The organism is Halorarum halophilum (genome assembly GCF_013401515.1).
Taxonomy (GTDB): domain Archaea; phylum Halobacteriota; class Halobacteria; order Halobacteriales; family Haloferacaceae; genus Halorarum; species Halorarum halophilum.
The window spans coordinates 102,378-124,475 of the sequence record NZ_CP058530.1 but is presented as its reverse complement, the minus strand read 5'-3'; the positions used below and the strand labels follow the sequence as shown (position 1 = coordinate 124,475).

Annotated in this window: 22 protein-coding genes; 12 read left to right on the top strand and 10 right to left on the bottom strand. The window is 69.2% G+C overall.

Annotated features, from left to right (window positions below):
- Positions 1–229 precede the first annotated feature (229 nt).
- Both HUG10_RS18895 and HUG10_RS18890 read right to left on the bottom strand, forming a co-directional pair.
- Positions 230–1,939: an NADH-quinone oxidoreductase subunit D gene (locus HUG10_RS18895; RefSeq protein ID WP_179171250.1), complete on the bottom strand. Its 1,710-nt coding sequence runs from the start codon at positions 1,937–1,939 to the stop codon at positions 230–232.
- A 134-nt stretch (positions 1,940–2,073) separates the two neighbouring features.
- A complete protein-coding gene (locus HUG10_RS18890) occupies positions 2,074–2,409 on the bottom strand; it encodes a DUF7130 family rubredoxin-like protein (protein ID WP_179171249.1) in 336 nt (111 codons plus the stop codon).
- Between the two features lie 146 nt (positions 2,410–2,555).
- Between HUG10_RS18890 and HUG10_RS18885 the strand changes: the two genes are divergently transcribed.
- Entirely contained in the window at positions 2,556–2,984 is a 429-nt protein-coding gene (locus HUG10_RS18885) for a DUF5789 family protein (RefSeq protein WP_179171248.1), read from the top strand.
- A 116-nt stretch (positions 2,985–3,100) separates the two neighbouring features.
- Here the strand turns inward: HUG10_RS18885 and dps are convergent, their stop codons facing one another.
- Positions 3,101–4,201, bottom strand: a complete 1,101-nt coding sequence (gene dps, locus HUG10_RS18880) for a DNA starvation/stationary phase protection protein Dps (protein ID WP_246310393.1) — start codon at positions 4,199–4,201, stop codon at positions 3,101–3,103.
- A 211-nt stretch (positions 4,202–4,412) separates the two neighbouring features.
- Between dps and HUG10_RS18875 the strand changes: the two genes are divergently transcribed.
- The 3 genes from HUG10_RS18875 to HUG10_RS18865 all read left to right on the top strand — a co-directional run bounded on the left by HUG10_RS18875 (position 4,413) and on the right by HUG10_RS18865 (position 6,679).
- Positions 4,413–5,174, top strand: coding sequence for a mechanosensitive ion channel family protein (locus tag HUG10_RS18875; protein ID WP_179171247.1), 762 nt, complete (start codon positions 4,413–4,415; stop codon positions 5,172–5,174).
- A gap of 138 nt (positions 5,175–5,312) precedes the next feature.
- Positions 5,313–6,191, top strand: coding sequence for a hypothetical protein (locus tag HUG10_RS18870; RefSeq protein ID WP_179171246.1), 879 nt, complete (start codon positions 5,313–5,315; stop codon positions 6,189–6,191).
- Positions 6,192–6,352: 161 nt separating this feature from the next.
- Positions 6,353–6,679, top strand: coding sequence for a HalOD1 output domain-containing protein (locus tag HUG10_RS18865; RefSeq protein WP_179171245.1), 327 nt, complete (start codon positions 6,353–6,355; stop codon positions 6,677–6,679).
- 48 nt (positions 6,680–6,727) lie between these two features.
- On the opposite strand, the gene HUG10_RS18860 is transcribed toward HUG10_RS18865, so the two are convergent.
- The gene (locus HUG10_RS18860) at positions 6,728–7,087 is read right to left on the bottom strand and encodes a hypothetical protein (protein WP_179171244.1); all 360 of its coding nucleotides are present in this window, start codon (positions 7,085–7,087) and stop codon (positions 6,728–6,730) included.
- A gap of 198 nt (positions 7,088–7,285) precedes the next feature.
- Between HUG10_RS18860 and HUG10_RS18855 the strand changes: the two genes are divergently transcribed.
- Positions 7,286–8,194 carry a CBS domain-containing protein gene (locus tag HUG10_RS18855; RefSeq protein WP_179171243.1) on the top strand — a complete coding sequence of 303 codons (909 nt, stop codon included), beginning with the start codon at positions 7,286–7,288 and terminating at the stop codon, positions 8,192–8,194.
- A 67-nt stretch (positions 8,195–8,261) separates the two neighbouring features.
- On the opposite strand, the gene HUG10_RS18850 is transcribed toward HUG10_RS18855, so the two are convergent.
- Entirely contained in the window at positions 8,262–8,546 is a 285-nt protein-coding gene (locus tag HUG10_RS18850; RefSeq protein WP_179171242.1) for a hypothetical protein, read from the bottom strand.
- A gap of 314 nt (positions 8,547–8,860) precedes the next feature.
- Here HUG10_RS18850 and HUG10_RS18845 point away from each other — a divergent pair, with 314 nt between their 5' ends.
- Positions 8,861–9,481 (top strand): hypothetical protein, encoded by a 621-nt coding sequence (locus tag HUG10_RS18845; protein WP_179171241.1) that lies wholly within the window; start codon positions 8,861–8,863, stop codon positions 9,479–9,481.
- 630 nt (positions 9,482–10,111) lie between these two features.
- Here HUG10_RS18845 and HUG10_RS18840 read toward each other — a convergent pair.
- The 3 genes from HUG10_RS18840 to HUG10_RS18830 all read right to left on the bottom strand — a co-directional run bounded on the left by HUG10_RS18840 (position 10,112) and on the right by HUG10_RS18830 (position 13,043).
- Complete coding sequence (locus HUG10_RS18840) at positions 10,112–11,344, bottom strand: CBS domain-containing protein (protein ID WP_179171240.1); 1,233 nt, start codon at positions 11,342–11,344, stop codon at positions 10,112–10,114.
- A 65-nt stretch (positions 11,345–11,409) separates the two neighbouring features.
- A complete protein-coding gene (locus HUG10_RS18835; protein ID WP_179171239.1) occupies positions 11,410–12,069 on the bottom strand; it encodes an NTP transferase domain-containing protein in 660 nt (219 codons plus the stop codon).
- On the bottom strand, positions 12,057–13,043 hold the full coding sequence (locus HUG10_RS18830; RefSeq protein WP_179171238.1) for a CDP-glycerol glycerophosphotransferase family protein: 987 nt from the start codon (positions 13,041–13,043) through the stop codon (positions 12,057–12,059). The genes HUG10_RS18835 and HUG10_RS18830 overlap by 13 nt, the downstream gene beginning before the upstream one ends.
- Before the next feature lie 401 nt (positions 13,044–13,444).
- On the opposite strand from HUG10_RS18830, the gene HUG10_RS18825 reads away from it, so the two are divergent.
- From HUG10_RS18825 to HUG10_RS18815, 3 genes are all read left to right on the top strand, one after another.
- Positions 13,445–13,951, top strand: a complete 507-nt coding sequence (locus HUG10_RS18825; RefSeq protein WP_179171237.1) for a hypothetical protein — start codon at positions 13,445–13,447, stop codon at positions 13,949–13,951.
- Between the two features lie 68 nt (positions 13,952–14,019).
- Positions 14,020–14,370: a DUF7553 family protein gene (locus HUG10_RS18820; protein ID WP_179171236.1), complete on the top strand. Its 351-nt coding sequence runs from the start codon at positions 14,020–14,022 to the stop codon at positions 14,368–14,370.
- 86 nt (positions 14,371–14,456) lie between these two features.
- A complete protein-coding gene (locus HUG10_RS18815) occupies positions 14,457–15,290 on the top strand; it encodes a YihY/virulence factor BrkB family protein (RefSeq protein ID WP_179171235.1) in 834 nt (277 codons plus the stop codon).
- A gap of 13 nt (positions 15,291–15,303) precedes the next feature.
- Here the strand turns inward: HUG10_RS18815 and HUG10_RS18810 are convergent, their stop codons facing one another.
- The gene (locus HUG10_RS18810; RefSeq protein WP_179171234.1) at positions 15,304–15,717 is read right to left on the bottom strand and encodes a DUF4383 domain-containing protein; all 414 of its coding nucleotides are present in this window, start codon (positions 15,715–15,717) and stop codon (positions 15,304–15,306) included.
- Positions 15,718–15,786: 69 nt separating this feature from the next.
- Positions 15,787–16,641 (bottom strand): GNAT family N-acetyltransferase, encoded by an 855-nt coding sequence (locus HUG10_RS18805; RefSeq protein ID WP_179171233.1) that lies wholly within the window; start codon positions 16,639–16,641, stop codon positions 15,787–15,789.
- Between the two features lie 732 nt (positions 16,642–17,373).
- Here HUG10_RS18805 and HUG10_RS18800 point away from each other — a divergent pair.
- The 3 genes from HUG10_RS18800 (at position 17,374) to HUG10_RS18790 (ending at position 21,941) form a co-directional block, all read left to right on the top strand.
- Entirely contained in the window at positions 17,374–18,900 is a 1,527-nt protein-coding gene (locus HUG10_RS18800; RefSeq protein ID WP_179171232.1) for an alpha,alpha-trehalose-phosphate synthase (UDP-forming), read from the top strand.
- A 1-nt stretch (position 18,901) separates the two neighbouring features.
- Positions 18,902–19,729: a trehalose-phosphatase gene (gene otsB / locus HUG10_RS18795; protein ID WP_246310385.1), complete on the top strand. Its 828-nt coding sequence runs from the start codon at positions 18,902–18,904 to the stop codon at positions 19,727–19,729.
- A gap of 190 nt (positions 19,730–19,919) precedes the next feature.
- Positions 19,920–21,941, top strand: coding sequence for a bacterio-opsin activator domain-containing protein (locus HUG10_RS18790; RefSeq protein ID WP_179171231.1), 2,022 nt, complete (start codon positions 19,920–19,922; stop codon positions 21,939–21,941).
- Positions 21,942–22,098 lie beyond the last annotated feature (157 nt).

Here is a 22,098-nt window from a genome sequence, read left to right as displayed (position 1 = left end):
GCCCTTGCATTCGTTTGCATCTGGTCTGCAACAGTCCGCAACGATGGGTAATTCACACTAGTGATAGTAGGACGGCGTTTCTCCGGCGCCGAGCGCGAACGTCCCGAACCGGCTCTTGCGCTCGGCGGGCAGTTCCTCCTCGATGACGTTGAGGACGATGCCGCCGGCGAGGGCCCCCTTGCGAGCAGGAACGCGAGCGTCGTGGCGACGAGCACTCCCGCCGGCACGCTCACCGATCGACGCTCCCGAGGACGATGTCGAGGCTACCCAGCGCCGCGACGAGGTCGGGCACGTACTCGCCGACCGACATCTCGGGCAGCGCCGAGAGGTTGTGGAAACACGGGCTCCGGATCTTGAACCGCGCGGGGCTGTCGGTGCCGTCCGAGCGGATGTAGACGCCGAGTTCGCCCTTGGCGATCTCGACCGCGCGATAGATCTCCGTGTCGGACTCCGGTTTCAGCGTCCGGGGAACGTTCGCCTGGAGCGTCCGGTCGTCCTCGGGCCAGTCCTCCAGCAGGTCGAGACACTGCTCGACGATGCGGGCCGACTCCTCGATCTCCCGCAGGCGGACGGCGAGTCGGGCGTAGTTGTCGCCGGCCTCCTCGGTGACGACGTTCCAGTCGAGGTTCTCGTAGTAGCCGTACGGGTCGTCCCGGCGCAGGTCGTAGTCGACGCCCGACGCGCGAGCCACCGGGCCGGTACAGCCGTAGTCCTTGGCCGTCTCGGCCGAGATGCGGCCCGTGTCGACCGTCCGCATCTGGAGGATCTCGTTGTTCGTCGTCAGGTCGTAGTACTCCTGGATCGCCTCGGGGAGCTCCTCGAGGAAGTCGCGGACCTTCTCGAAGAACTCCTCGCGCGGCTCGGGGACGTCCCACGCGACGCCGCCGACCCGGAAGTAGTAGAACATCATCCGCTGGCCCGTCAGGTCCTCCAGGATGTTCTGGATCCGCTCGCGGTCCTGGATGGCGTACATGAAGATGGCCGTGAAGTCGCCGTACACGTCCAGCGCGAACGTCCCCACCGCGAGGAAGTGGCCGAGCATCCGACCGAGTTCGACCGACATCGTCCGGAGCACCTCGGCGTACTCCGGCACGTCGATGTCGGCGAGGTCCTCGATTGCCCGCGCGACCGCCCACTCGTTCGGCAGGTTCGAGGTGTAGTCCCACCGGTCCGCGTAGGGGATGATCTGGTGGCGGTACGTGCCGTTCTGTGCCATCTGCTCCTCGCAGCGGTGGAGGTAGCCGATGTCCGGCTCCACGTCGGCGACCTGTTCGCCGTCCAGCGTCGTCTTCAGGTGGAGCACGCCGTGGGTCGCCGGGTGGTGCGGCCCGATATTCAGGAACATCGTGTCGGACCCCTCTTCCCCCTCTCCCTGCCCGCGGGTGTCCCCGGCGAGGGGGTTCTTGTGCTCGCGGAGGGAGACGACCTGCGGTCGGTCCTGGTCGTAGTCCAGCGCGAGTGGGTGGCCCTGCCACGTCTCTGGGAGCAGGATGCGCCGGAGGTCGGGGTGCCCCTCGTACTCGATACCGACGAGGTCGTACGCCTCCCGCTCGTGCCAGTTCGCCGTCTCGTACACCGGGACTGCGCTCTCGCTCACCGGGTCGTCCTTCGCGGCCGGGACGACGACGCCGACCTCGCGCGTGCGGTCGTCGTACGACGTCAGGTGGTAGATGGACTCGTAGCGGTCGCCGTACTCCTGGGCGGTGAGACAGGAGAGGTGGTCGAAGCCAGCCTCGTCGCGCAGCAGGGACAGCGCGTCCTGCACCTCGTCGGGGCGCACGACGAACGCCTCGGCGTTCACGTGGCTCTCGCGACCGATGGCGTGTTCGCCGAGGAGCTCCTCCAGTTCGTCGTAGTCGACGCCCCCGGCCCCGACCCGTTCCTGTCGCGTCCCTTCCGCCCGTTCGGACTGTTCGGACGTACTCTCGTCAGTGCTCATTGTTGTACCTCCTTCCTACCGGGCCGGCGCCCATCCCGCTCGAGCGGGTGGGGCCGAGCCCGAATACCATGCGTCTCACTCCCATGCGAGTTCGGGAAAGCGTGTCGCCGTTGTTTGCAAGTCGTGTCGCGGGCTCAGTCCTCGGTCCAGTACATGAGCGCCTCGCGCTCGGCGTTGCAGTTGGGGCAGTTATCCGGGAGATCGTCGTCGATCCTTCCCATCTCGCCGCACTCGGTACAGCGCCACATCAGCTCCGCCTCGCCGAACGCCTGCCCCGACCGGGCGTGTTCGATGCTGAACGACTCGGCGCCCTCGCGGATGCTCACGAACACCCCGCCCTCCTCGACGCCCCGGACCTTCCCGACCGGCTCGCCGTCCTCGGTGTACAGCGTCTGTCCGAACGAGATCTTCGGGGCCGACGGTTCGACGTCCTCGCCCTCCTCCTCGGGTGTCTCACCACGTCCACTCATAGGAAACCGTTCGGACGCCGACCTCAAAGGTCTATCCGTCGATTCGACCTCCAGGGCGGTCACGTCCCCCGAAATTCACACTATCCATCTAGGCACCGGCCGCCGACGGCCGTGGATATTTTGGGGCGCCGCGCCCGACACCCCCCATGGCACCTGACGACTCCGAAGGGCCCGAGAACACGCGCGATAGCGTCCAGGACGCCGCCGAGCGACGGCAGAGCGAACGCGCCGACTCGGTCGAGCGGACGATGGAGGCGGTCGAGGAGGACCTCGGCACGCACCAGTACCCGGTGTCGAGCGAGGACCTCAGCGCCTACTACGCGGACGATCCCATCGACCTGCCAAACGAGACGGAGTCGCTCGGGAGCGCCTTCGGGCGCCTCGACAGGAGCTTCGAGGACCCCGACGAGGCGTACGAGGCGCTGGTCTCGGAGTTCGAGGAGGGCCGGCTGGAGGGTCGCGACGAGGAACTCGCCGCCGAGGAGCCGACGTGGGACGAGGGGCGAGCGACGGGACGGCGGGACGCGGACCCCGACGCCCCCGAACGCGAGGACGAGTCGGGGCTGGAGCGCTGAGGTCGGCCGACACGCGAAGCGTCCGGCGACGCGTCCCGACTAACGGGGACGCGCCGTGATCAAGGGGTGTCGGTCACCGTCGCGTCACCGCCCGCCGGGCGCGAATCGTCCCCCTATCAGTAGGAGGACCGCTGGTGATCCGACTGCTGCCGGGGCTGCTGCTGTTCGCCGCCGACCTGCGCGTCCATCGACGGCGGTTGCATCTGCTGAACGCCCGTCGGCGGCTGTTGCTGGGTCGACTGCTGACCGCCCATACCGGATTGCGATTCTCCTATGCCGGGCTGCGGTTCTCCCATGCCTGACTGCGATGCTCCCATACCGGGCTGGGAACCTCCCATACCCGGTTGCTGTTCGCTCATGCCGAACTGCTGTCCTCCCATCTCGGGCTGTTGACTGCTCGTTCGGGGTTGCTGACCGCTCATCTCGGGCTGCTGGTCTCCGATGCCCGGCTGTTGGCCCACGGAGCCCTCGCTTCCGGTCGGCTGGGTGATGAAGTGAGCCTCCAGGAACCACCGGTACCTGCCGACCTCCCGGGAGATCTCGTTGAGCAGGTCGGCCGTGTCGAGGTCCTCGTTCGCTGTCGCCGCCTGGAGTGCCGCCGACAGGTTGGCGTCGTGGATCGCCACCCGCTCGGCGACGAGTTCCACGTACTCGGTTCCCCGGATCGCGTCGGTCCGCATCTCGGGGAGACGCGAGGTCGCCGCCGCGATGCGGGTCGTGGCCATCGCCTGCCCGCCGAGGGAGGTCGCCCGCTCGGCGATCTCGTCGGCGTGCTCCTCCAGTTCCTCCGCGAGCTCCTCGAACAGCTCGTGGAGCTGGAAGAAGTTCTCGCCTCGGACGTTCCAGTGGGCGAACTTGACCTGAGTCAGCAGGTCCGTCGTGTCGACGAGCGCCTGGTTGAGGAGTTCGATCGACCCGCGCCGCGTCTCCGGGGGGAGATGCGTCTTCGTCGGGAACTCGTGTCCGGACAGCTGTTGCCCCTGACCCGGCTGCTGACCCATCTGTTGCTGGCCGGGCTGCTGCTGCATGCCGAACTGCTGCTGTTGTGGTTCCATCGGCCGTTGCTGGGTCGATTGCTGTTGCGGCTCCATCCCCTGCCCCTGCATGGACTGTTGCCCCTCCATCGGCTGCTGTTGCGTCGACTGCCCCCCTTCGATCGGCTGTTGCTGTTGCTGCCGGTTCTCCGTCGGTCGTGGTGGATGCTGTTGCTGGCTCATGGTCGTCGTCCTCCCGCGTGACCACCAACCACGCAGATTTGCTTGTATGTTGTGTGCCCCACGTGAACTTTCCCGGGAACGGCTGAACGTCTCACACAGGCGCTGACAGCGGCGAATTAGTAACGAAACCTCGTTTCGGTACTTAAGCTTCCGGAGTCTGCAAGGTCGCTCCTTAGTGCTACGACAACTGAAAACGGGGCGAGGTATACAGATGCAGCCAACAGCAGCGTCAGCCGTGATACAGGTACAGATTCCCGAGTTCCTCCAGGAGACCATCGCCCAGATCGTCGCCTTCCTGCCGCGACTGGTCGGCGCCCTGGTCATCCTCGCCGTGGGGTGGATCCTCGGCGTCGCCGCGGGGAAGGTCGTTCAACGACTCGCCGACAGCGTCGAGTTCGACCGGATGGTCCTCGATACGCCGCTCGGTCGAACGTTCGGGGGGACGGAGTCGGCCGTCTCCCAGACGTTCGGGTCGATCACGAAGTGGTTCGTGGTCGCCCTCTCGGTGCTGGCGGCCGCGAACGTCCTCGCCATCCCGCTGCTCTCGCAGTGGATCGGGACGGCCGTCTCGTACCTCCCGGCGTTCATCGCCGGCCTGCTGGTCATCCTCATCGGGTTCGTCGTCGCCGACTTCATCGGGGACGTGATCACGCGGACCCGCGCGGCGACCCAGACGGCGTACACGTCCTGGTTCGCGACCGGCACCCGGATGTTCCTCTACTTCATCGCCATCGTCATCGGGCTGGACACGATGGGGATCGACGTCACCATCCTCTACACGTTCGCGGAGGCGGTCGCGTGGGGCCTGGCAGCCGCCCTCGCGCTCGGCGCCGGCATCGCGTTCGGCTGGGGCGGACACACCTACGTCTCGAACAACATCGACCGCTGGATGCACCGCGCGTCCTCGGGGACTCCCGCGCCCGGCGGCGCCCCGCAGGCGGACGGCGGCGAGCCGACCGACGACGACGACTGACGACCGACACCGACCGACGGCTCGTCGACCCTCGGCCGACGGTCCATCCGGACCGACCGCCGGACGGGTCGACGCCCGACCGGTCGCTTTCTTCGGACGCCCACGTTGAAGGGGGAGCCCCGCCTCACCCCGTGTGAGATGAAACTCGACGCAGCGGACCGGACGATACTGAACGCCCTCGGCACCGAGGCCCGCTCCCCGGAGGAGCTCGCGGAGGAGCTCGCGGCGGAGCTCGACGTCGGACGGGCCGACCTCGACGCACGACTGGCCGACCTCGCGGACAACGGGCTCGTCACCGACCCGGGCGACGGACGGGTACAGCGGACCGACAGCGGGCGGCGCGTCGTGGCCACGTCCGCCGGCGAGAGGGACAACCGGATCGACACCTCGCCCGAGATCGAGGCCGTGCTGGGGATGTTCGGTCTCGGGCCCGACGGGGCGGAGGCGGTCAGGGGGGCGTTCGCGTTCCTCCGGTACTGGGGGGAGGCGACCGTCGACGAACTCGTCGACGCCATCTACAGCGAGGACCCGGCGGACTACGGGACGGGCGACGCGTGGTGGTCCGACCTCGTCCGCGACCCGCTGGCCGCCCTCCCGGGCGTGGTCGCGCCCGTCGATCCGGACGAGCCCTGGCGCTACGCCGGTCCCGCCGAAGTGAACACGCCGGGGGCGGACGGGACGCGTCGGCTCGCGCGACCCGGTCACCAGCCCTACGGGAGCGTCAAGCACGCCATCGAGTCGCTCGAGCTCGAACCGTCCGAGCGCGAGGCCGTGCGCGCCGCGTTCGGGTTCCTCCGGCGGGAGGGCGAGGCGTCCGAGGCCGACATCGCCGCGGCGGCGTACCACGATCACCCCGCGGACTACCCGACGCCCGACACGTGGTGGGACGAGTGCGTCCGCGATGCGTTCGCGGAGCTGCCCGGCGTGAGCCGGGCCGACGGGGACGTGTGGCGGTACCGGCAGCGAACCTCCTCCGGGCAGTCCGGGTCCGCGGACGACCGCGAGCGCAGCCGGTGAACGCGGCGGCGCGGGCGGTGGGTCGGTGTCGGCTCTCGACGACGGCCCGACATCGAGGTTTTGCAGTCTGACGCCCGCTAACGGCGATAACCCGACGAACTCCTACCTCATTCGAAAGACGGATGTGTGGAGTGGCTCCAAACAGCGGTGACTGAACCGTGATGATCGACGAACCACCGAACGACCCTCCCCGGACCTGCGAACGACCCCGAACCCGGCAACCGAACACGTACTACGTACACCACGACCCGACCGGATCCGCCGACCTGACGACGACCATCGTCCACGCGCTCGCCGACGTGATGGGGGAGGACGTCACGGGAACGGAGTTCCCGCTGTACGACAGCGTCGACCCCGACGCCCTGGACCGGCTGTTCGCCCCGAAGACGGACGGGACACCCCGGCCGCCGGGCCACGTGGCGTTCAGCGTGCAGGACTACCGGGTGACGGTGTACAGCAGCGGCGAAATCGCCATCACGCCGCCGTAGCGTCCCCTCTCTCCCTTCTCCTGGCCGCTCCGTTCGCCCCGCGAGCCGTCAGGCTCCGGGCACTCCCACCGCATCGAAGGTGGCGAGACCGAACAGTGCCAGCACGTACAGGATGACGAGCACGGACACCCACGCGACGAGCGCGATGCCGATGGCCCTCCCCCAGCCGCCGGGGTACCGCCAGTTGATGACGGCCAGGTACGCGACGAGCGCGAGCAGCGGCCCGAGGAACGGGATCCACCCGAGCAGGAACGCGATCGCGGCCCACACGATGGCGCCGATGAGCGCCGTCACGATCGCGTACGTGTAGTCGTCGGTGTGGGTGAAAACGCGCGCGCCGACGTAGATCCCGAGCGCCCCGATGAAGAGGCTCACCACGAACACGAGTACCGAGTCGATGAGGGCCATACCCTTCCACCGGGAACTGCGGCCTTTGTTATAAATGGATTACGAGCGAACACGGTTCGACGAGCTGCTTCCCGCCGGATTCGGCCCCGCTCGAGCCGTCGTCCGGCGGTGTGTCGGACCCCGTCCCACCGTTTTATCTGACCGTCACGCGTACTCCTTCCACGCCAGCGCGACCAGCGTCGGCCAGCAGGTACCACCATGTACGGAAACCCAGAGGACGATCCATACGCCCGGCCGGGAGAATCGTATTATCGACCCCAGCCCCCCCAGCAGGGGCAGCAGGGGAGTCAACAGCGGGGCACCCAGCAGGGGTACGAACAGCGGGGAGGGCAGCCTCCACAGGGTCAGCCCCAACAGCAGCCCAACCAGGGACAGCAGGGAGGGGGTCGGCAGCGATGGGGAGGAGTGACCCAGCAGCAACAGGCGGGAACGACTCCGCAGGGACAGCAGGGGTCGAGCCAGCAGGGCTACGGACAACCGCCCCAGCAGCAGGGAATCGGTCAGCAGGGATACGACCAGCAGCGTCAGCAGGGTCAGGGAGGCTACGGTCAGCAGCAGGGAGGGGCGGCGTACCAGTACCAGCAGTCGGGCGCCCAGCCCCAGCAGCAGTCCCAGCAGCCCGCCCAGATGCAGCCCCCGGGGACGACGGGCCAGCAGGCACGGGGGCAGCGGTCACAGCTCCAGCCGGTCACGCTCGAGCAGGTCGTCCAGACGGACGTCGTCACCGTCCAGCCGGACGAGCCGATCTCTGAGGTCGTCGGGACGATGGCCGAGGAGGAGGTCGGCTCCGTCGTCGTCGTCGAGGACGACGAGCCGGTCGGCATCGTCACCGACAGGGCCATCGCGCTCGCGCTCGAGGAGACGGCGGACCTCGCCGAGCGATCCGTCCAGGAGGTGATGGACACCGACCTCGTCACCGCGACGACCGAGACGACCGTCTTCGACGCGATCAACACCCTGGAGGAGGCGAGCGTGCGCCGGCTCCCCATCGTCGACGACGAGGGGGGTCTCGAGGGGATCGTCACGCTCGACGACGTCCTCGTGCTGCTCGGGTCGCAACTCAACAAAGCCACCGGGATAATCAGGTCGCAATCGACGCGGTACTGACCGGGCCGTCGCGACCCGGTCAGTTTCGATCGTCGAACCGCCGCTCTCTTTTCAGATCCGTCCGACTCTACTGGCCGACTTCCTCGACGATCCGCTGGACGCGGTTCGAGAGGCCGCTCTTCCCCATCGCGCGCTGCATCCTGTCGCTCATCCGCGTTTGCTTGAAGTAGCTCGCGAACGCGAGGATGGTCGGCGCCCAGAGCCCGACGAAGAGCCCGCGCAGCCGGTCACCCTGGACGAAGAAGTAGTACCAGGAGAGCATCACGGAGCCCGCCGATGCGAGTATCGCCGGGTCCATCCCCGTCTGTCTGGCCGCCTTCGCGCCTTCCTGCTTCTGTCTGGTCGAATCCATGCCTTCGCCACTCGGGTCGCCATTCACTTTGTTAGCCAAGTGTCCAGCCCGAACAGGGTGACCGTACGCCGCGACGTGGCGGAATCGTCGTCCGACCGTCTGCCTGCGGTAGAGCACCCGAAAAAGGCGGCGGCGGCCGCGTGGGGGTTCGTTGAGGGAGCCTACTCGGGACGGATTCCCGCTTATCGTCGGTTCCCGTCGTCCCCGGACGGGGGTGACCGCTCGTTCCCGCCTCGCCGGCGCTGGTTGTACCGGCGGTTACCCTGGCCGGGCTGTCGTCCCTCCCCTCGCTCGCGTCGCTGACCGCCCTGCTGGTGTCGCTGCTGTCCGTGCTGCTGGTGTCCCTGTTGCTGCTGTTCGTGGCCCTGGTGTCCGAACCCGGACTGGCGCTCGCCGCCGCTCTGTCGCCCGTGCCGGCCCTGCTGCTGTTGGCCGTACCGCTGACCTCCCTGTCCTCCGTGCTGGCCCTGTTGTTGACCGTACTGTTGCCCCTGTTGCTGGCCTCTCCACTGCTGCTGGTGTCGCTGGTCGCCCTGCTGTTCCATCTGCTGGGACCGTTGCCGTCGCTCCTCGCCTCGCTGACCGTGTTCCCGTGGCTGCCCGCGCTGCCGGTGGTCGCTCTGGTTCCACTGCTGTTCCCGGCCTCGATCCGTGTCAGGATTGTGCTGGCTCATGGGTCGCGTTTCGTCGGTTGCGCTCGTCGGTCGGTTCCCGCTGATGCCGCTGCTGATGTGGCTGGTCTCTCTCGGTGGTGGCTCGCCGTCCGACCGTCCCACGCGCTCCGTCCGGGCGTTCGAACGTCGGTCGACACCGAGCCGAACCGTCCGGACGCCGGCGGTGGGGTCGGGACCACGTTCGGTGGTCAGTGCGAACGTTCCATCGATTCCCGTAAAGCCATTGTGGCGACGCCGGACCGCCGCCGCGAGAACCGATAGACGTGAGCGGGATCCGGTCCCCACGGCGGGTTACTCGTCCGCCGGCCGGGAACGACGGTCCGCGACTGGTCGTCGGTCGAGGTTATACGGGGTGTGTCCGCCGAACAACCACGCGTTACTTCCGCGACGCCGGTCGCGCCGTCGTCGCCACCATCGGTGATTTCCGTGCGTTACCTGGCACCAAGGTCGGCTTACCGGGGAGGCGGGCCGTGATCGAACGGAGGTCGACTCTGAAGGGCTTACAAAGCTACCATTGTAATCCCCATTTCGCTCGCGCGCGCCACCTTGCAGTTGCAGACAGCCATCCCCTATTCCGTCACGGCTCCGGGGTCCGGACTCCGTGCCGGGAGACGGCGTACGGCGGGCCGCAGGTCGGGTTAAGCCCGTTTCGGGCCGCGCCGGCGTTCGCTGCCGATGGGCTGGGTGCAGTCCCCAACCCCCGCACTGTCAGGCAGAAGGTCGGAGAGTGCAGCGCCCTCACCGGTGGGGAATCGAGGGCCCCCGAGACCGCTACTCGTCGTGACAGCGACGGCGGGCCGCACCGTCGGCCCGACCGGGGAGCGCGTCGAGCGCTCACCTCCCGACCACGACGACGCCGAGGCTACCTCGGTTCGACCGTCGACTCGGTGCTCAGGGCTCGAGCCACCACTCGAGCAGCCGTTCGTTCCGTTCCCGAGCGTCCTCGGGCTTCCGCTTGATGCTGTTACGACCCTTCTCGTCGAGGACGTTCCGCTCCAGCAGGTCGCAGGCTCCGTCGAACGCCGCCTCCGCGCCGTACTCCTCACCGGTCCCGGCGTGCGTCCCGCGGTCGGTGAACAGTCGGACGGTCGCCCGGATGAGCGGCATCCCCCGGTTGCTCTCGCGGTGTTTCTGGAAGGTGACCTGCGCTTCGATCACCGACATCTCGTCGTACTTCGCCTCGATCGCCTCGACGCGGTCGGCGATCTCCTCGCGCGTGAGGAGGTCCATGAGGTCGACGCCGAACACCCGGACGGGCATGTGCTCCTCCTCGGTCCACGTCAGCGAGCGGAGCACGTCCGTCGTCGTCACGATGCCGGCCGGCCGGCCGTCGCCGTCGACGACGACGAGCGAGGAGATGTCGTTCTCGAGCATCCGCTCGACTGCATCGTCGAGCAGGCGGTCCGGTTCGATGGTGTGTGCGGGGGTGTTCATCAGGTTCCGCGCCGGGAGGTCGAGCATCCGCGCGGCGAAACCGGCGCGCTCGCCGAAGCCGCCGGTCGCGTTGTAGTCGTCACGCGACCCCCGACCACCGTGCTCGTCGAACCCCTCCGTGGAGCCGCCCTGCTGGCGCTGCATCTCGCGGACCGTGAACCCGACGAGGTCGTAGACGCTCACCATCCCGACGGGGTCGCCGTCCTCGTCGATGACTGGGAGCCGGGAGATGCCGAACTCGCGGATGTCGTTGATCACCTCGCCCAGCGTCGTGTCGGGCTCGGCGGTGACGAGTTCGCGCGTGGCGACGTCCTCGACCGAGAGCGCGTCGAGGAACTCCTGGACGTGCTCGAGCAGGTCCCGCACGGTGACGACGCCGAAGAACTCGTCCCCCTCGAACACCGGGAGCAGGTCGACGCCGCTCTCGACGAACAGCCGCGCCGTCTCCCTGACGTCCTCCGTCCGGCTCACGCGCGGGGGGGTCCCCATCACCGACCGGACCTTCTCGTCGGGCGAGTGCTTGGACGCGAGGAGCTGTTTTCGTGTGACAACGCCCACGAAGTCGCCGTCGTCGAGGACGACGACGACCCGGGCCCGCTCGTTGGTGGTGAACGCGCCGCGCACCTTCGAGAGGGTCGTCTCGGGGCTCACCGACTCGAACTCGTGGCTACAGGCGTCGCGTATATCCATTCTCGACCAGTGGTCCGCCGTAGGGGACCCCGCCCATTCAACGTTGGGGCAGCAGTCGCCGCGGGCTAGAGCGGCAGTCGACCCATCGCGGCGCGCCTGTCCCGCGGTCTGTTGATCTCGATGTGGTCGGACTCGGGGATCTCGACGCCGCGGGTCGGGACCGTGGGGTACATCGACGGGTACCACTCGGTCCGGTTCCGCCGGAGGTGGGTCGCCGCCTCGTCGATGTGGTCGCGGTCGAGCACGCCCATCCCGGCGTGGCGATAGCCGGAGATCTCCCCGTACTCCGTCACCCGGTCCCGCTCGTCCAGTCGGATGGCGGTGTGTTCGCTCTGGGTCCCTGGGAGGTGGACGACGACGCTCTCGCCGTCGAGGGCGCGGTGGCGACGACGGACGCGGGTGACGGCGTCGGGGGTGACGACCACGTCGCCGTTGAGCACGAGCACGTCGTCGTCGATCCCCTCGAGCGCCCGGTAGAGCGACTCGGCGTTGTCGTACTCGTCCCACGCCTCGACGACGACGGCCTCGGCGGTCCGCAGGCGGCCGAGGACGTTCTCGTGGCGGTAGCCGAGCACGACCGTCAGCGCGTCGACGTGGGGGTCGATCGCCTCGCGCTGGTACTCGTACAGCGTCCGCCCCCCGATCTCCATGAACGCCTTGGGGACGTCCTCCGTGTGCTCGCCCATCCGGCTCCCCTCACCGGCCGCGAGGATCACTCCGTGCACGCCATCACCTCCGCGGCCGCCCGCTCGCCGGCACGGCCGTCCATCGGGATGCCCAGTTCCGCCCGGAACTCGGACCGCCGCTCCCGCACGTCCCCGGGCGGGCCGTGCGCGTACAGGTCGTCGACCGTCTCGAGGTCCAGCCTGTCGGTGTGATACCCGGCCGGCGGCACCGCCCGTTCATCGGCGTCGAGCGCCGTCAACTGGATCAGCGGTCGGTCCGTGTGGAGCCACTCGGTGACGATGCCCGAGTAGTCGGAGACGAGGACGTCGGCCGCGCGCATGCTCTCGCCGGGCGTCTCGTTCCCGTCGTAGGTGACGTTCCCCAGGTCCTCGATGCGCTCGCGGCAGCGTTCAGTCACCGACTTCCCGGGCTCCTCCTGGCGGTCCATCGGGTGCGGGCGGAACAGCAGTTCGTACTCCGTGTCCGCGAAGGTATCGAGGACGTCCTCGGCGGTGTTCAGGTAGCTCCCGCCGCCGTAGTTGTGGTTCGTCGGCGCGTACAGCACCCGTCGCTCGCCGGGCCGGTCGCTCTCGACCAGCCGGTCGGCCTCGGGGACGCCGACGACCGCGATGTCGACGTCGTCGGGGAACCCCTCACGGTACCGTTCGGCCCACCGCTCGCCCGGGGCGAGCGCCACGTCGACGACGTCGCCGAGGTGCGAGAGCGTCGTCTCCACCTCGCCCCGGCCGACCGAGGCCCCGTGGCGGACGTGGACCACGGTCCGCTCGTGGTCGAACCCGTACTCCCCCGGTCGGAGGCGGTGGTTGCGGACGACGACGTCCGGGTCGAGCCTGTCGACCAGGTCGTCGACGGACTCGTCCGGCTGACGGACGACCTCCGGTATCGCGGTCGAGGCGCCCACGGCGTCGGGCCCGAGCGCGAGGTACGCCGACTCGGCGTCGACGTGTCGGTCGATCGCCTCGAACGTCTTTCGCATGAACGCCCGATCGAAGGTGTAGAGTATGGCTACCATGATATCACGTCCCGACCCTCCTCGGAGCGGACGGCCGCGGTCCCGGCCCGATAGCTCCGGCTTGGATGACATCCGTTGTTCTACATAGTCCGCTATAAACCTGCGCCAGGCGCACGACGGGACGGCGGTCGAAACAGCCTACCGATCCGGAAGGGATCCCCCCTTCCGCCGTCGATACGGACCCTCGTCCGCCGTCGACGCGGAAGCGAGTGCCTACTCGTCGTCGGTTCCGGGTGCCCCCGCTCGCCCTCGGCCGCACTATCCCGCAACTACCCGGGATCGTCCGTCGGGCCGACACCTTCGGCGTCGCACCGCCACTACGCGCCCCCTGACTCGATCCGGCAGGAGCGGCCAAGGCTTTTCCTCGCGTCCCACGAACCCCCGTCGAGGTCAACGAACACATGTTCCCGGAGAGACGACCGACCGCCGAGTCGGTCATCGACGACGAGGACGGGCCGACGACCGACGCCGACGAGCCGCGGACCCGCGCGCTCGTCGTCGGGCTGATCGGCGGGGTCGTCGCGACGGTCGTCATGTCCGCGTTCCGGATCCCCATCTCGCGGTCGCCGCCGCCGACCGCGTGGTTCTGGGCTCGGTTCCTCGGCGACGGCGAACCGGAGGAGTACGTCGGTCGCGGGCTCCTCCTCCACCTCCTGTACGGGACGGCCGCCGGCGGCGTCTTCGGCGCGCTGATCGGCCCCCACCTCTCGGGCGACGAGGCGACGCGCGAGCGCCGGGCGACCCTTCTGGGGGCCGTCTACGGGGTGGTCCTCTCGCTGTTCGGCGTGTCGGTGCTCCTCGAGCGTGTCCTCGGCCTCGACCTCGACCCCGACGAGCGGTTCGTCTTCCACGTCAGCCACCTCGTCTACGGGCTGACGCTGGGGACGTGGTTCGGCTCGAACAACTGAGCGGCCGGAATCGGAGACCGGAACGCGCCGCCCGTGCGCTTTTGGCGTCGCTTCACCAATGGCCGGCCATGGCTGACGACCGATCGGAGGTCGCGGGGGCCGAGTCGGAGACGGGGACGGGGGAGCGGCTGGACCGCGCCCGGCGGGAGCTGGACCTGGCCGCCGATCACGCGGGGGGCCACGTGATGGAGCAACTGCACTCCGTCCGGGAGGGACTCGACGAGATCGTCGGGGGGGACGAACTCGTCGAGGGGGACAAGACGCGGGACTCCCGTCCGCACGCCGACCGACTCGACGAACTGCGCGAGAAGCTCGCCGGGCTGGAGTCCGAGACGGACGAGGGCGGGACGGTCGACGAGCACGTCGAGGCGGCGGCGACACACATCGCCGAGTACCGACAGGACGTCACCGGGGAGTGACTCCCTCCGGCCACCCGACGCGCCGATAGCCGACGGAGGTCGGCCCGGGACGGGGATTTTTCCCGGTCGCCTCCGTCCGTCCGAGCATGTTCTCGCGGGTGCCGACGAGCGCCGAGTTCTCGCGGGCGCTGACGACGGGGCGGGCCGTCGTCTCGGTGCTCCAGGACAACTACGCGTCGTTCATCGCCGGGAGCATCGCGTTCGCCGCCTTCCTGTCGATTCCCCCGCTGCTCGCGCTGGCGGTCGCGCTGGCCGGCATCCTCGGGGCCACCGGTATCGTGGCCGAGGCGCTCGAGCGGGCGGACGTCTACCTCACACCCACCGCCCAGTCGCTGTTCCTCGACGCGCTCTCCAGTTCAGAGGGCCGGGCCGGCGCCTCGCTGATCAGCGTGCTGATCCTCCTCTGGAGCGCGCTGCGGGTGTTCCGCGGGCTCGACACCGCGTTCTCGCTGCTGTACGGCTCGACGGAGGATCTGGGGATCGTCGACAGCGCCCGCGACGGCCTCGTCGTGCTCGTCGCCCTGGTGGTCGCGCTCGCCGTCTCGGCCGGCGTCGCCACGCTCATCGCGCTGTTCCCGACCGGACCCCTCGGTACCGTGATCGCGCCCGTCGTGCTGATCGTCGGCCTCGCCGTCGCGTTCCTCCCGATGTACTACGTCTTCCCGGATACGGACGTCACCGTTCGCGAGGTGGTTCCCGGCGCCGTCGTCGCGGCGGTCGGCTGTGCGACGCTCGCCGGCGGGTTCCGGCTGTACACCGGGTTCGCCGACCAGTACGAGGTGTACGGCGCCATCGGCGCCGTCCTCGTCGTCCTGCTCTGGCTCTACGGGGCCGGCCTCATGCTGCTGACCGGCGTGGCGGTGAACGTCGTGACCAGCGGCCGCGTCGACGTGGCCGGGGGCGGGGGGTTCGACGAGTAGCGCCCGCGTCGGCTCAGGTGCGCCCGTAGCCGGCGATCGCCCCGAAGAAGCCGACGAGGCCGAACACGATCGCGAGCGCCGCGTGGAGTCCCGCGTCGGCGGCGCCCGAGTTCAACAGCTCCACCATCCTGTCCGGGGCGGCGAACCAGCCCAGCAGGAGCGCGCTGTAGAGCACGGCCATGGTCTGGTTGTACTCGTCGGCGTACGCGGTGCCGACAAGGCCGACGCCGAGCCCGAACACGCCCGTGAGCAGGTGGAAGCCGTTGTGGAGCGGGTTCACGCCGAACACCAGGAGCTGATCGCCGGACGCGAGGAACCCCGCGACGCCGACGAGGGTCAGGACCGCGCCGCCGACGAGGGCCGTCAGCCGCTGGAGGTTCGAGAACAGTGCGGACGATCGCCTGCTCCGCGAGGTCTCGTGAGCCATGAGTGTCTCGCTCGATGCAACTTCCTCCTCACTGATAGAACGTCGGGCTGCAGTGGCAGGCTGCTGGCTTCAGAGGTACGAGTCGTCCCAGTCGGAGGGACGGTGTCGATTGCCGCACTCGGGGCAGACGACCCGATCCTGCTGGTCGACGTCGGTCGTGACCGTCCGGCAGGCGCCGCAGAAGTAGCCGTACACCTCGTCGTGGTCGGCCGACTCGGACACCTCGAAGAACGGGCCGATCGTGCCGGAGATCGGGTCGTCCGGGTTCACGAACACCTCCGTCCCGTCGGGCGCCTCGGCCCGCTCCGGCGGGTCCTCGCCCTCCTCGAGCGGGTCGAACGCCTCGTTCGACTCCGTGTCGACGGCGTTCGGGTTGGCGTACACCTCCGCGACCAGTGTCTGGTCGCCGAACTCCACCTCGACGCCGTCGACGCGGACGAAGCCGAACTGCTCGCAGAACGTCCCGCCCTCCATGTCCTCCGCGAGCACGTTCGAGCTGATCTTCTGGGTCCCGCGCTCCTCGAACTTCTCGACGAGTTCCTCGAACAGCCCCGTCCCGATCCCCTGACCGCGGGCCTCGGGGTCGACCTGGAGCCAGTTGATCGTCGCGCCGTCCTCGTCGACGGTTCCCTCCGCGAACCCCTGGACGGTGACGCCCTCGCCCGCCTCCGCGATCTCCGTCCCGTCCCCGGTCTCGTCCTCCTCCTGCGCCGGTCCGCCGCCGGCCGCGCCCTCCTCGCGTGCGACGAGCAGGACGGCCTCCTCGCGGTCGGCCTTCTCGGCCAGCGCGTCCTCGCCGAACTCCTCCTCGACCACGGCGTCGATCTGCTCGGGGCTCAGCGCGTACGAGGCCTGAATCGACCGCGAGACGACGTTTGCGACCGACGCGCCGTCGCGTTCGACGTCGAGTTGGACGAACTCCATGGGAGGCCGTTCTCGGCCCCTGCCCATAAAACCGTTCGCGGCGCGGGGGGCGGGAACGAACGTGTGGACGCCGTGTCGTCGACCACACAAATATACTAACCGTACGGGCGCGAAAATAAACTCACACTCAAGTTCGGCTTGCATTCGCAAGCCAACGCGCTGGCACGGGCCGCCACACCGAGGATCGGTCGCACGCACGAGTAGCAACGGTCGGTCCGGACACAGCGGGTCTGGTTCGGCCTCTTCAGGGTTCGTGGTGGTAACACGGGCCGGTCGTCACTCCAGTCCCGAAGGGGGTTCTCGACGAACGCGTCCCACGGACGCCGACCGGGGAGGCCACTCGGGATACCGGCGAATCCGACCAGACCCCATCGACGCCGGCTTCATCACCCCTCACAGCGTGGACGGACGGTCGGGACGACCGATCCACCGGACGACGCTCGGCGTCGCGGCGGTCCCGCGGTGGACGGTCCGCTCGCGACCGCCCTCATCCTCGTCCTTCCAACGTGGACTGTTACCGCGGGCGTCCCGGCGTCGACGACCCCGTGCGATCGATCCCGGGGACACCGCCCACGACGGGACGACGCCGTTCGAGGGCGTCTCACGAGTCGAAGGGATCGGTGGAGGGCCTCCGTAACTCCCAGTCGGCGTCGGGGGACGGCGGGGGTGGCGAGGGTGAATATGCCAGCAATGGACATAGGGTCGTGAGGCCGTACTAGACGAACAGGATCAATGAACTCGAACTCGGAATCCGCATCGGGCACCGAACAGCGGCAGGAGACCCACGGGGTCGGCGAGAACCTCGTCCTCGTCTCCAACAGGCAGCCCTACAGGCACCACTACGAGGGCGACGGGAGCGACGGGGACGGGGGTCGGAGCATCGCCGTCGACAACCCGGTCGGGGGGCTGACGGCCGGGCTTGACCCGGTGATGCAACGGCTCGACGGCACCTGGGTCGCGTGGGGGGACGGTGAGGCGGACTTCGCGGTCGCCGACGAGGACGACCAGGTGGCCGTGCCGCCCGAGAACCCCGAGTACACGCTCCAGCGGGTCCGGCTCTCGGAGGACGAGGTTCGCGGCTACTACGACGGCTACGCGAACCAGGCGCTGTGGCCGCTGTGCCACACCGACACATGCCGGGTCCGATTCGAGGGGGACCACTGGCGTCACTACCGGGAGGTGAACCAGCGGTTCGCGGACGGCGTGCTCGAACACGCCCAGGGCGGGGGGACCGTCTGGTTCCAGGACTACCACTTCGCGCTCGCGCCCCGGATGGTGAAGACCGCCGAGCCCGACGCGTTCCTGATGCACTTCTACCACATCCCGTGGCCGGCCCCCGACGTGTTCCGCATCTGCCCTCAGCGGACGGAACTGCTCGACGGGCTTCTCGGCAACGACCTGCTCGGGTTCCACCTCCCGCGCTACGGCACGCTGTTCATGGAGTGCGTCGAGGAGTTCCTCCCGGAGGCGACCGTGGACTGGGGGGCCGGCGAGGTCCACTACGAGGACCACGTCACGACCGTCCGCTCGTTCCCCCTCGGCGTCGACGCGGACGACATCCGGCAGAAGAGCGAGGACGCGGACGGGATGTTCGAGGCCCGATTCCGCCACGAGCACGGCATCGGCGAGGACGTCACGCTCGCGCTCGGCGTCGACCGCCTCGACTACACGAAGGGGATCCCCCAGCGACTGGAGATCCTGGAACACCTGTTCGAGACCCGCCCGTCCCTCCGGGGCGAGCTCACGTACGTCCAGAAGGGCTGTGGAACCCGCGAGCGCGTCCCCGCGTACCAGCGGCTCCGCGACCGCATCGAGGACGAGATCGATCGGCTGAACGAGCGCTTCGGGACCGACGACTGGCAGCCGATCGTCTACACGACGAAGATGTACGACCACGACGCGCTGTGCGGGATCTACCGGTTCAGCGACCTGGCGCTCGTCAGCCCGCTGCGCGACGGGATGAACCTCGTCGCCAAGGAGTACGTCGCCTCGCAGGTGGACGACGACGGCGTCCTCCTGCTCAGCCCGCTCGCCGGCGCCTACGAGGAACTGTCCGACGGTGCCCTCGAGTTCGACCCGTACGACACGGCCGCGGGCGCGGACGCGATCGAGCGCGCGCTGGAGATGGACGAACGCGAACGCCACTCGCGGATGCGCACGATGCGCCGTCGGGTCCACGAGGCCGACCTGCCGACCTGGCTCGACGACGTCCTGGAGACGGCCGGACAGGTGCGCGCCACGCGTCTGGAGGGGCACTGACGTGCCGAGGAACATCGAACACGGCCCCCCGGCGCTGCGGTTCCGCAACCCGTGGCCGCGACTCCGCGACCGGATCTCGGACGCGCCGGGGATCCTGCTCTGTCTCGACTTCGACGGGACGCTCGCGCCCATCGTCGACGACCCGGAGGACGCGACCCTCCACCCCGGCGCCCGCCCGGTGCTCCGGCGCCTCGTCGACGACCCGACCGTCGAGGTCGCGGTGGTGAGCGGCCGCTCGCTCGCCGACCTCCGCGAGCGTGCCGATATCGACGACGTCCTCTACGCCGGAAACCACGGCCTCGAACTCGGCGACGACGACGGGTCGACCGTCGACCCGAAGGCGGCGTCGCTCCGTCCGGCGATCGAACGCGCCGTCGCGGACCTCCGGGAGCGGCTGGCGGACGTTCCGGGCACCCTGGTCGAGGACAAGGGGGTCACCGCGACCGTCCACTATCGCCGGACGCCGCCCGAGCGCGTCGACGAGGTCCGCACGGCCGTCGAGGTCGTCGGCGAACCCGCCGACGACCTCCGGCTCACGTACGGCAAGTCGGTGATCGAACTCCGCCCCGACGTCCCCGGCGGCAAGGACCGCGCGGTCCGTCGGCTCCGCGAGGACTACCCGGATTTCCTCCCGGTGTTCGTCGGCGACGACGTGACCGACGAGGACGCGTTCCGGGCACTCCCGGGGAGGGGGATCGCCGTCCTCGTCGGCGACCGCGACCGGACGGCCGCCTCGCTGCGCGTCGGCGACCCCGACGGCGCGATTGAGTTCCTCCGGTGGCTGGCCGACGTCCGCGTCGACGCGAGCGACGGCGTTGATGGGTCATAGGGGACGCGTACCACTCCCCGTGAATGGGTTCACAGTCGGTACGGTCACCGTACCTGTAACCAAGTGGTACGGATCGGAACTAAAGTTGGGGTGGAGTGGGGCGTAATTGGGAAGTACGGCCGTTTCAGTCGCTCTACCTGCTGTTCGACCCAGTAGTTTATTGTACGGTGTCGTGTCTTGAGGAACCACAATGTCCGACCGAGACGCGCGCCAGACACTCAGCTCGGACGAGGGGGGGCGACCGGCCGGCGACCGCGATTCACTCCTGGAGCTGCTCGACGAGGGGGTCTGTCGGCTCGACGCCACGGGGGCGCTCGTCGACTTCAACGACGCCTTTCGCTCCCCCATCGGATACGAGCGCGAGGAACTGCTCGGCGAGTCCCTCTCGACGGTCGTCGCCAGGGAGGACCACTCGCGGCTCTCGGCCGTGCTCGGCTGGTACGACTCCCCCGACGCCCCCGACGGCGTCCGATTCGACGCCGTCCAGGTCCGGTTCGAGGCCGAGGACGGGACGCGGTTCCAGCGCGAACTCCGCCTCGACGCCGCCCGGCCGTCTGCCCCCGGGAAGACCGTCGCGGTCGTCCGCGAACCGGCCGACGACGACGACGAGGCCGCAGCGACCCCCGACCTGTCGGCGCTCCTCTCGGAACTGCCGGCGCTGGCCTACCGGTGCCGCGATCCAGAGGGCGCGCCCACGTTCGTCGGCGACGGCTGCGTCGACGTCACCGGCTACGACCCCGGGATGCTGGAGTCCGGCGCGGTCAAGTGGCGGGAGGACGTCGTCCACCCGGCGGATCGGGACCGCGTCCGGGAGGCGGTCCACACGGGGTTGTCCCTCGAGGACGAGTTCGACGTGGAGTACCGCATACTGACGGCGGACGGGCGCACGACCCGGGTCAGGGAACTGGGGCGGACGGTCCGGGGACCGTCGGGCGACCCGGTCGCCATCGACGGCCTCGTCGTCGACGTCGCCGACCGATCCAGGTCCGACCGGGCGCTCGCGGCCGAGCGCGACCATCTCGCCGCGCTCAACAGCCTCAATGCGATCGTCCGCGACATCACCGCGTCCGCGATCGGGCTGTCGACCCGCGAGGAGATCGAGCGACTCGTCCCCGAGCGACTGGCCGCCTCTGACGCCTACGAGTCCGCCTGGATCGGCGCGGTGGACGTCCGACGCGAACGCGTGGAGGTGCACGCCGAGGCGGGCGTCGAGGGGCCCCTCGACGACGTCGAACTGGGTGCGGGCGGCGAGGCGGATAGCGAGCCGACGGGGCGGGCGGTCCGCACCGGCGAGGTGCAGGTCGTCCGGGGCGACGACGCCGACCGGGGCGACGCGGCCCGGCGGGAGGGGGTTGACGAGGATCGCTCTCGCGCCACGGCGGCCGTCCCGATCCGTCACGAGGGGACCGTCTACGGCGTGGTGAACGTCGCCACGGCGCGCGACCGCGCCTTCGGCGACGAGGAGCGGGAGATCGTCGGCCACCTCGGCGACCTGCTCGGACACGCCTTCGCCGCCATCGAGCGGAAGCGCGCGCTGACGAACGACGAGGTCGTCGAGGTGGAGTTCAGACTCCGCGACCCGTTCCTCACGCTCGGCCTGCCGGGTGGCGAGGGGATCATCCGGTTCGAACGGGCGGTTCCGCTCGGCGACGGGAAGTTCCTCGAGTACGGGACGGCGTCCCCGGGGATGGTCGAGACGCTCCGGGCGATGCCCGACGGGCTCGAGTACGTCGACGAGGTTGCCGTCGACGACGCCGGGGACGAGCTGGTGCGGTTCGAGCGGCGCCTCTCGGAGCCGCCGTTGCACTGTCTCATGGCCGCCGAGGGGAACCGGATCGAGGAGTCCGTCATCGACAGCAGGGACTACCGGATCGTCGTCCAGCTCTCGCCCGGGACCGACGTCCGCGGGGTGGTCGAGACGGTCCACGAGGTGCACCCGGACGTCGAGTTCGTCTCGCAGCGGCAGGTCCCCGAGCCGTCCTCCACGCCCAAGCGGTTCAGGCAGTCCGTCCTCGCGGAACTCACCCAGCGCCAGCGTTCGGTCGTCGAGTCCGCCTACTACGCCGGCTTCTTCGAGTGGCCGCGCGAGGCGACGGGCGAGGAGGTCGCGGAGTCGCTCGGCGTCACCGCACCGACGTTCCACCAGCACCTCCGGAAGGCCGAGGCGACCGTGTTCGAGAAGCTCCTGTGCGAGGTGGCACTATCCGAGTAGCCGGTTCGTTTGCGACCGTATTCGGTACCCTATCGGTATTCTCGACGACCCAGAGGGCCGGAGCGTCCCCCTCGTCGGTTGAGACGCTCTCACATCCCTTCCCGGCGACCGGGCGCGTTACTCGAACCTAAGTGTTGAGGCTACATGCATATACTCG

Coding starts and splice junctions, on each gene's coding strand:
- HUG10_RS18865 (WP_179171245.1), top strand. CDS start 6,353: ATGATCGACGAACCACCGAACGACCCTCCCCGGACCTGCGAACGACCC.
- HUG10_RS18870 (WP_179171246.1), top strand. CDS start 5,313: ATGAAACTCGACGCAGCGGACCGGACGATACTGAACGCCCTCGGCACC.
- HUG10_RS18840 (WP_179171240.1), bottom strand. CDS start 11,344: ATGGATATACGCGACGCCTGTAGCCACGAGTTCGAGTCGGTGAGCCCC.
- HUG10_RS18860 (WP_179171244.1), bottom strand. CDS start 7,087: ATGGCCCTCATCGACTCGGTACTCGTGTTCGTGGTGAGCCTCTTCATC.
- HUG10_RS18820 (WP_179171236.1), top strand. CDS start 14,020: ATGGCTGACGACCGATCGGAGGTCGCGGGGGCCGAGTCGGAGACGGGG.
- dps (WP_246310393.1), bottom strand. CDS start 4,201: ATGAGCCAGCAACAGCATCCACCACGACCGACGGAGAACCGGCAGCAA.
- HUG10_RS18890 (WP_179171249.1), bottom strand. CDS start 2,409: ATGAGTGGACGTGGTGAGACACCCGAGGAGGAGGGCGAGGACGTCGAA.
- HUG10_RS18850 (WP_179171242.1), bottom strand. CDS start 8,546: ATGGATTCGACCAGACAGAAGCAGGAAGGCGCGAAGGCGGCCAGACAG.
- HUG10_RS18800 (WP_179171232.1), top strand. CDS start 17,374: ATGAACTCGAACTCGGAATCCGCATCGGGCACCGAACAGCGGCAGGAG.
- HUG10_RS18815 (WP_179171235.1), top strand. CDS start 14,457: ATGTTCTCGCGGGTGCCGACGAGCGCCGAGTTCTCGCGGGCGCTGACG.
- HUG10_RS18875 (WP_179171247.1), top strand. CDS start 4,413: ATGCAGCCAACAGCAGCGTCAGCCGTGATACAGGTACAGATTCCCGAG.
- HUG10_RS18825 (WP_179171237.1), top strand. CDS start 13,445: ATGTTCCCGGAGAGACGACCGACCGCCGAGTCGGTCATCGACGACGAG.
- HUG10_RS18895 (WP_179171250.1), bottom strand. CDS start 1,939: ATGAGCACTGACGAGAGTACGTCCGAACAGTCCGAACGGGCGGAAGGG.
- HUG10_RS18855 (WP_179171243.1), top strand. CDS start 7,286: ATGTACGGAAACCCAGAGGACGATCCATACGCCCGGCCGGGAGAATCG.
- HUG10_RS18805 (WP_179171233.1), bottom strand. CDS start 16,641: ATGGAGTTCGTCCAACTCGACGTCGAACGCGACGGCGCGTCGGTCGCA.
- HUG10_RS18885 (WP_179171248.1), top strand. CDS start 2,556: ATGGCACCTGACGACTCCGAAGGGCCCGAGAACACGCGCGATAGCGTC.
- HUG10_RS18830 (WP_179171238.1), bottom strand. CDS start 13,043: ATGGTAGCCATACTCTACACCTTCGATCGGGCGTTCATGCGAAAGACG.
- HUG10_RS18810 (WP_179171234.1), bottom strand. CDS start 15,717: ATGGCTCACGAGACCTCGCGGAGCAGGCGATCGTCCGCACTGTTCTCG.
- HUG10_RS18790 (WP_179171231.1), top strand. CDS start 19,920: ATGTCCGACCGAGACGCGCGCCAGACACTCAGCTCGGACGAGGGGGGG.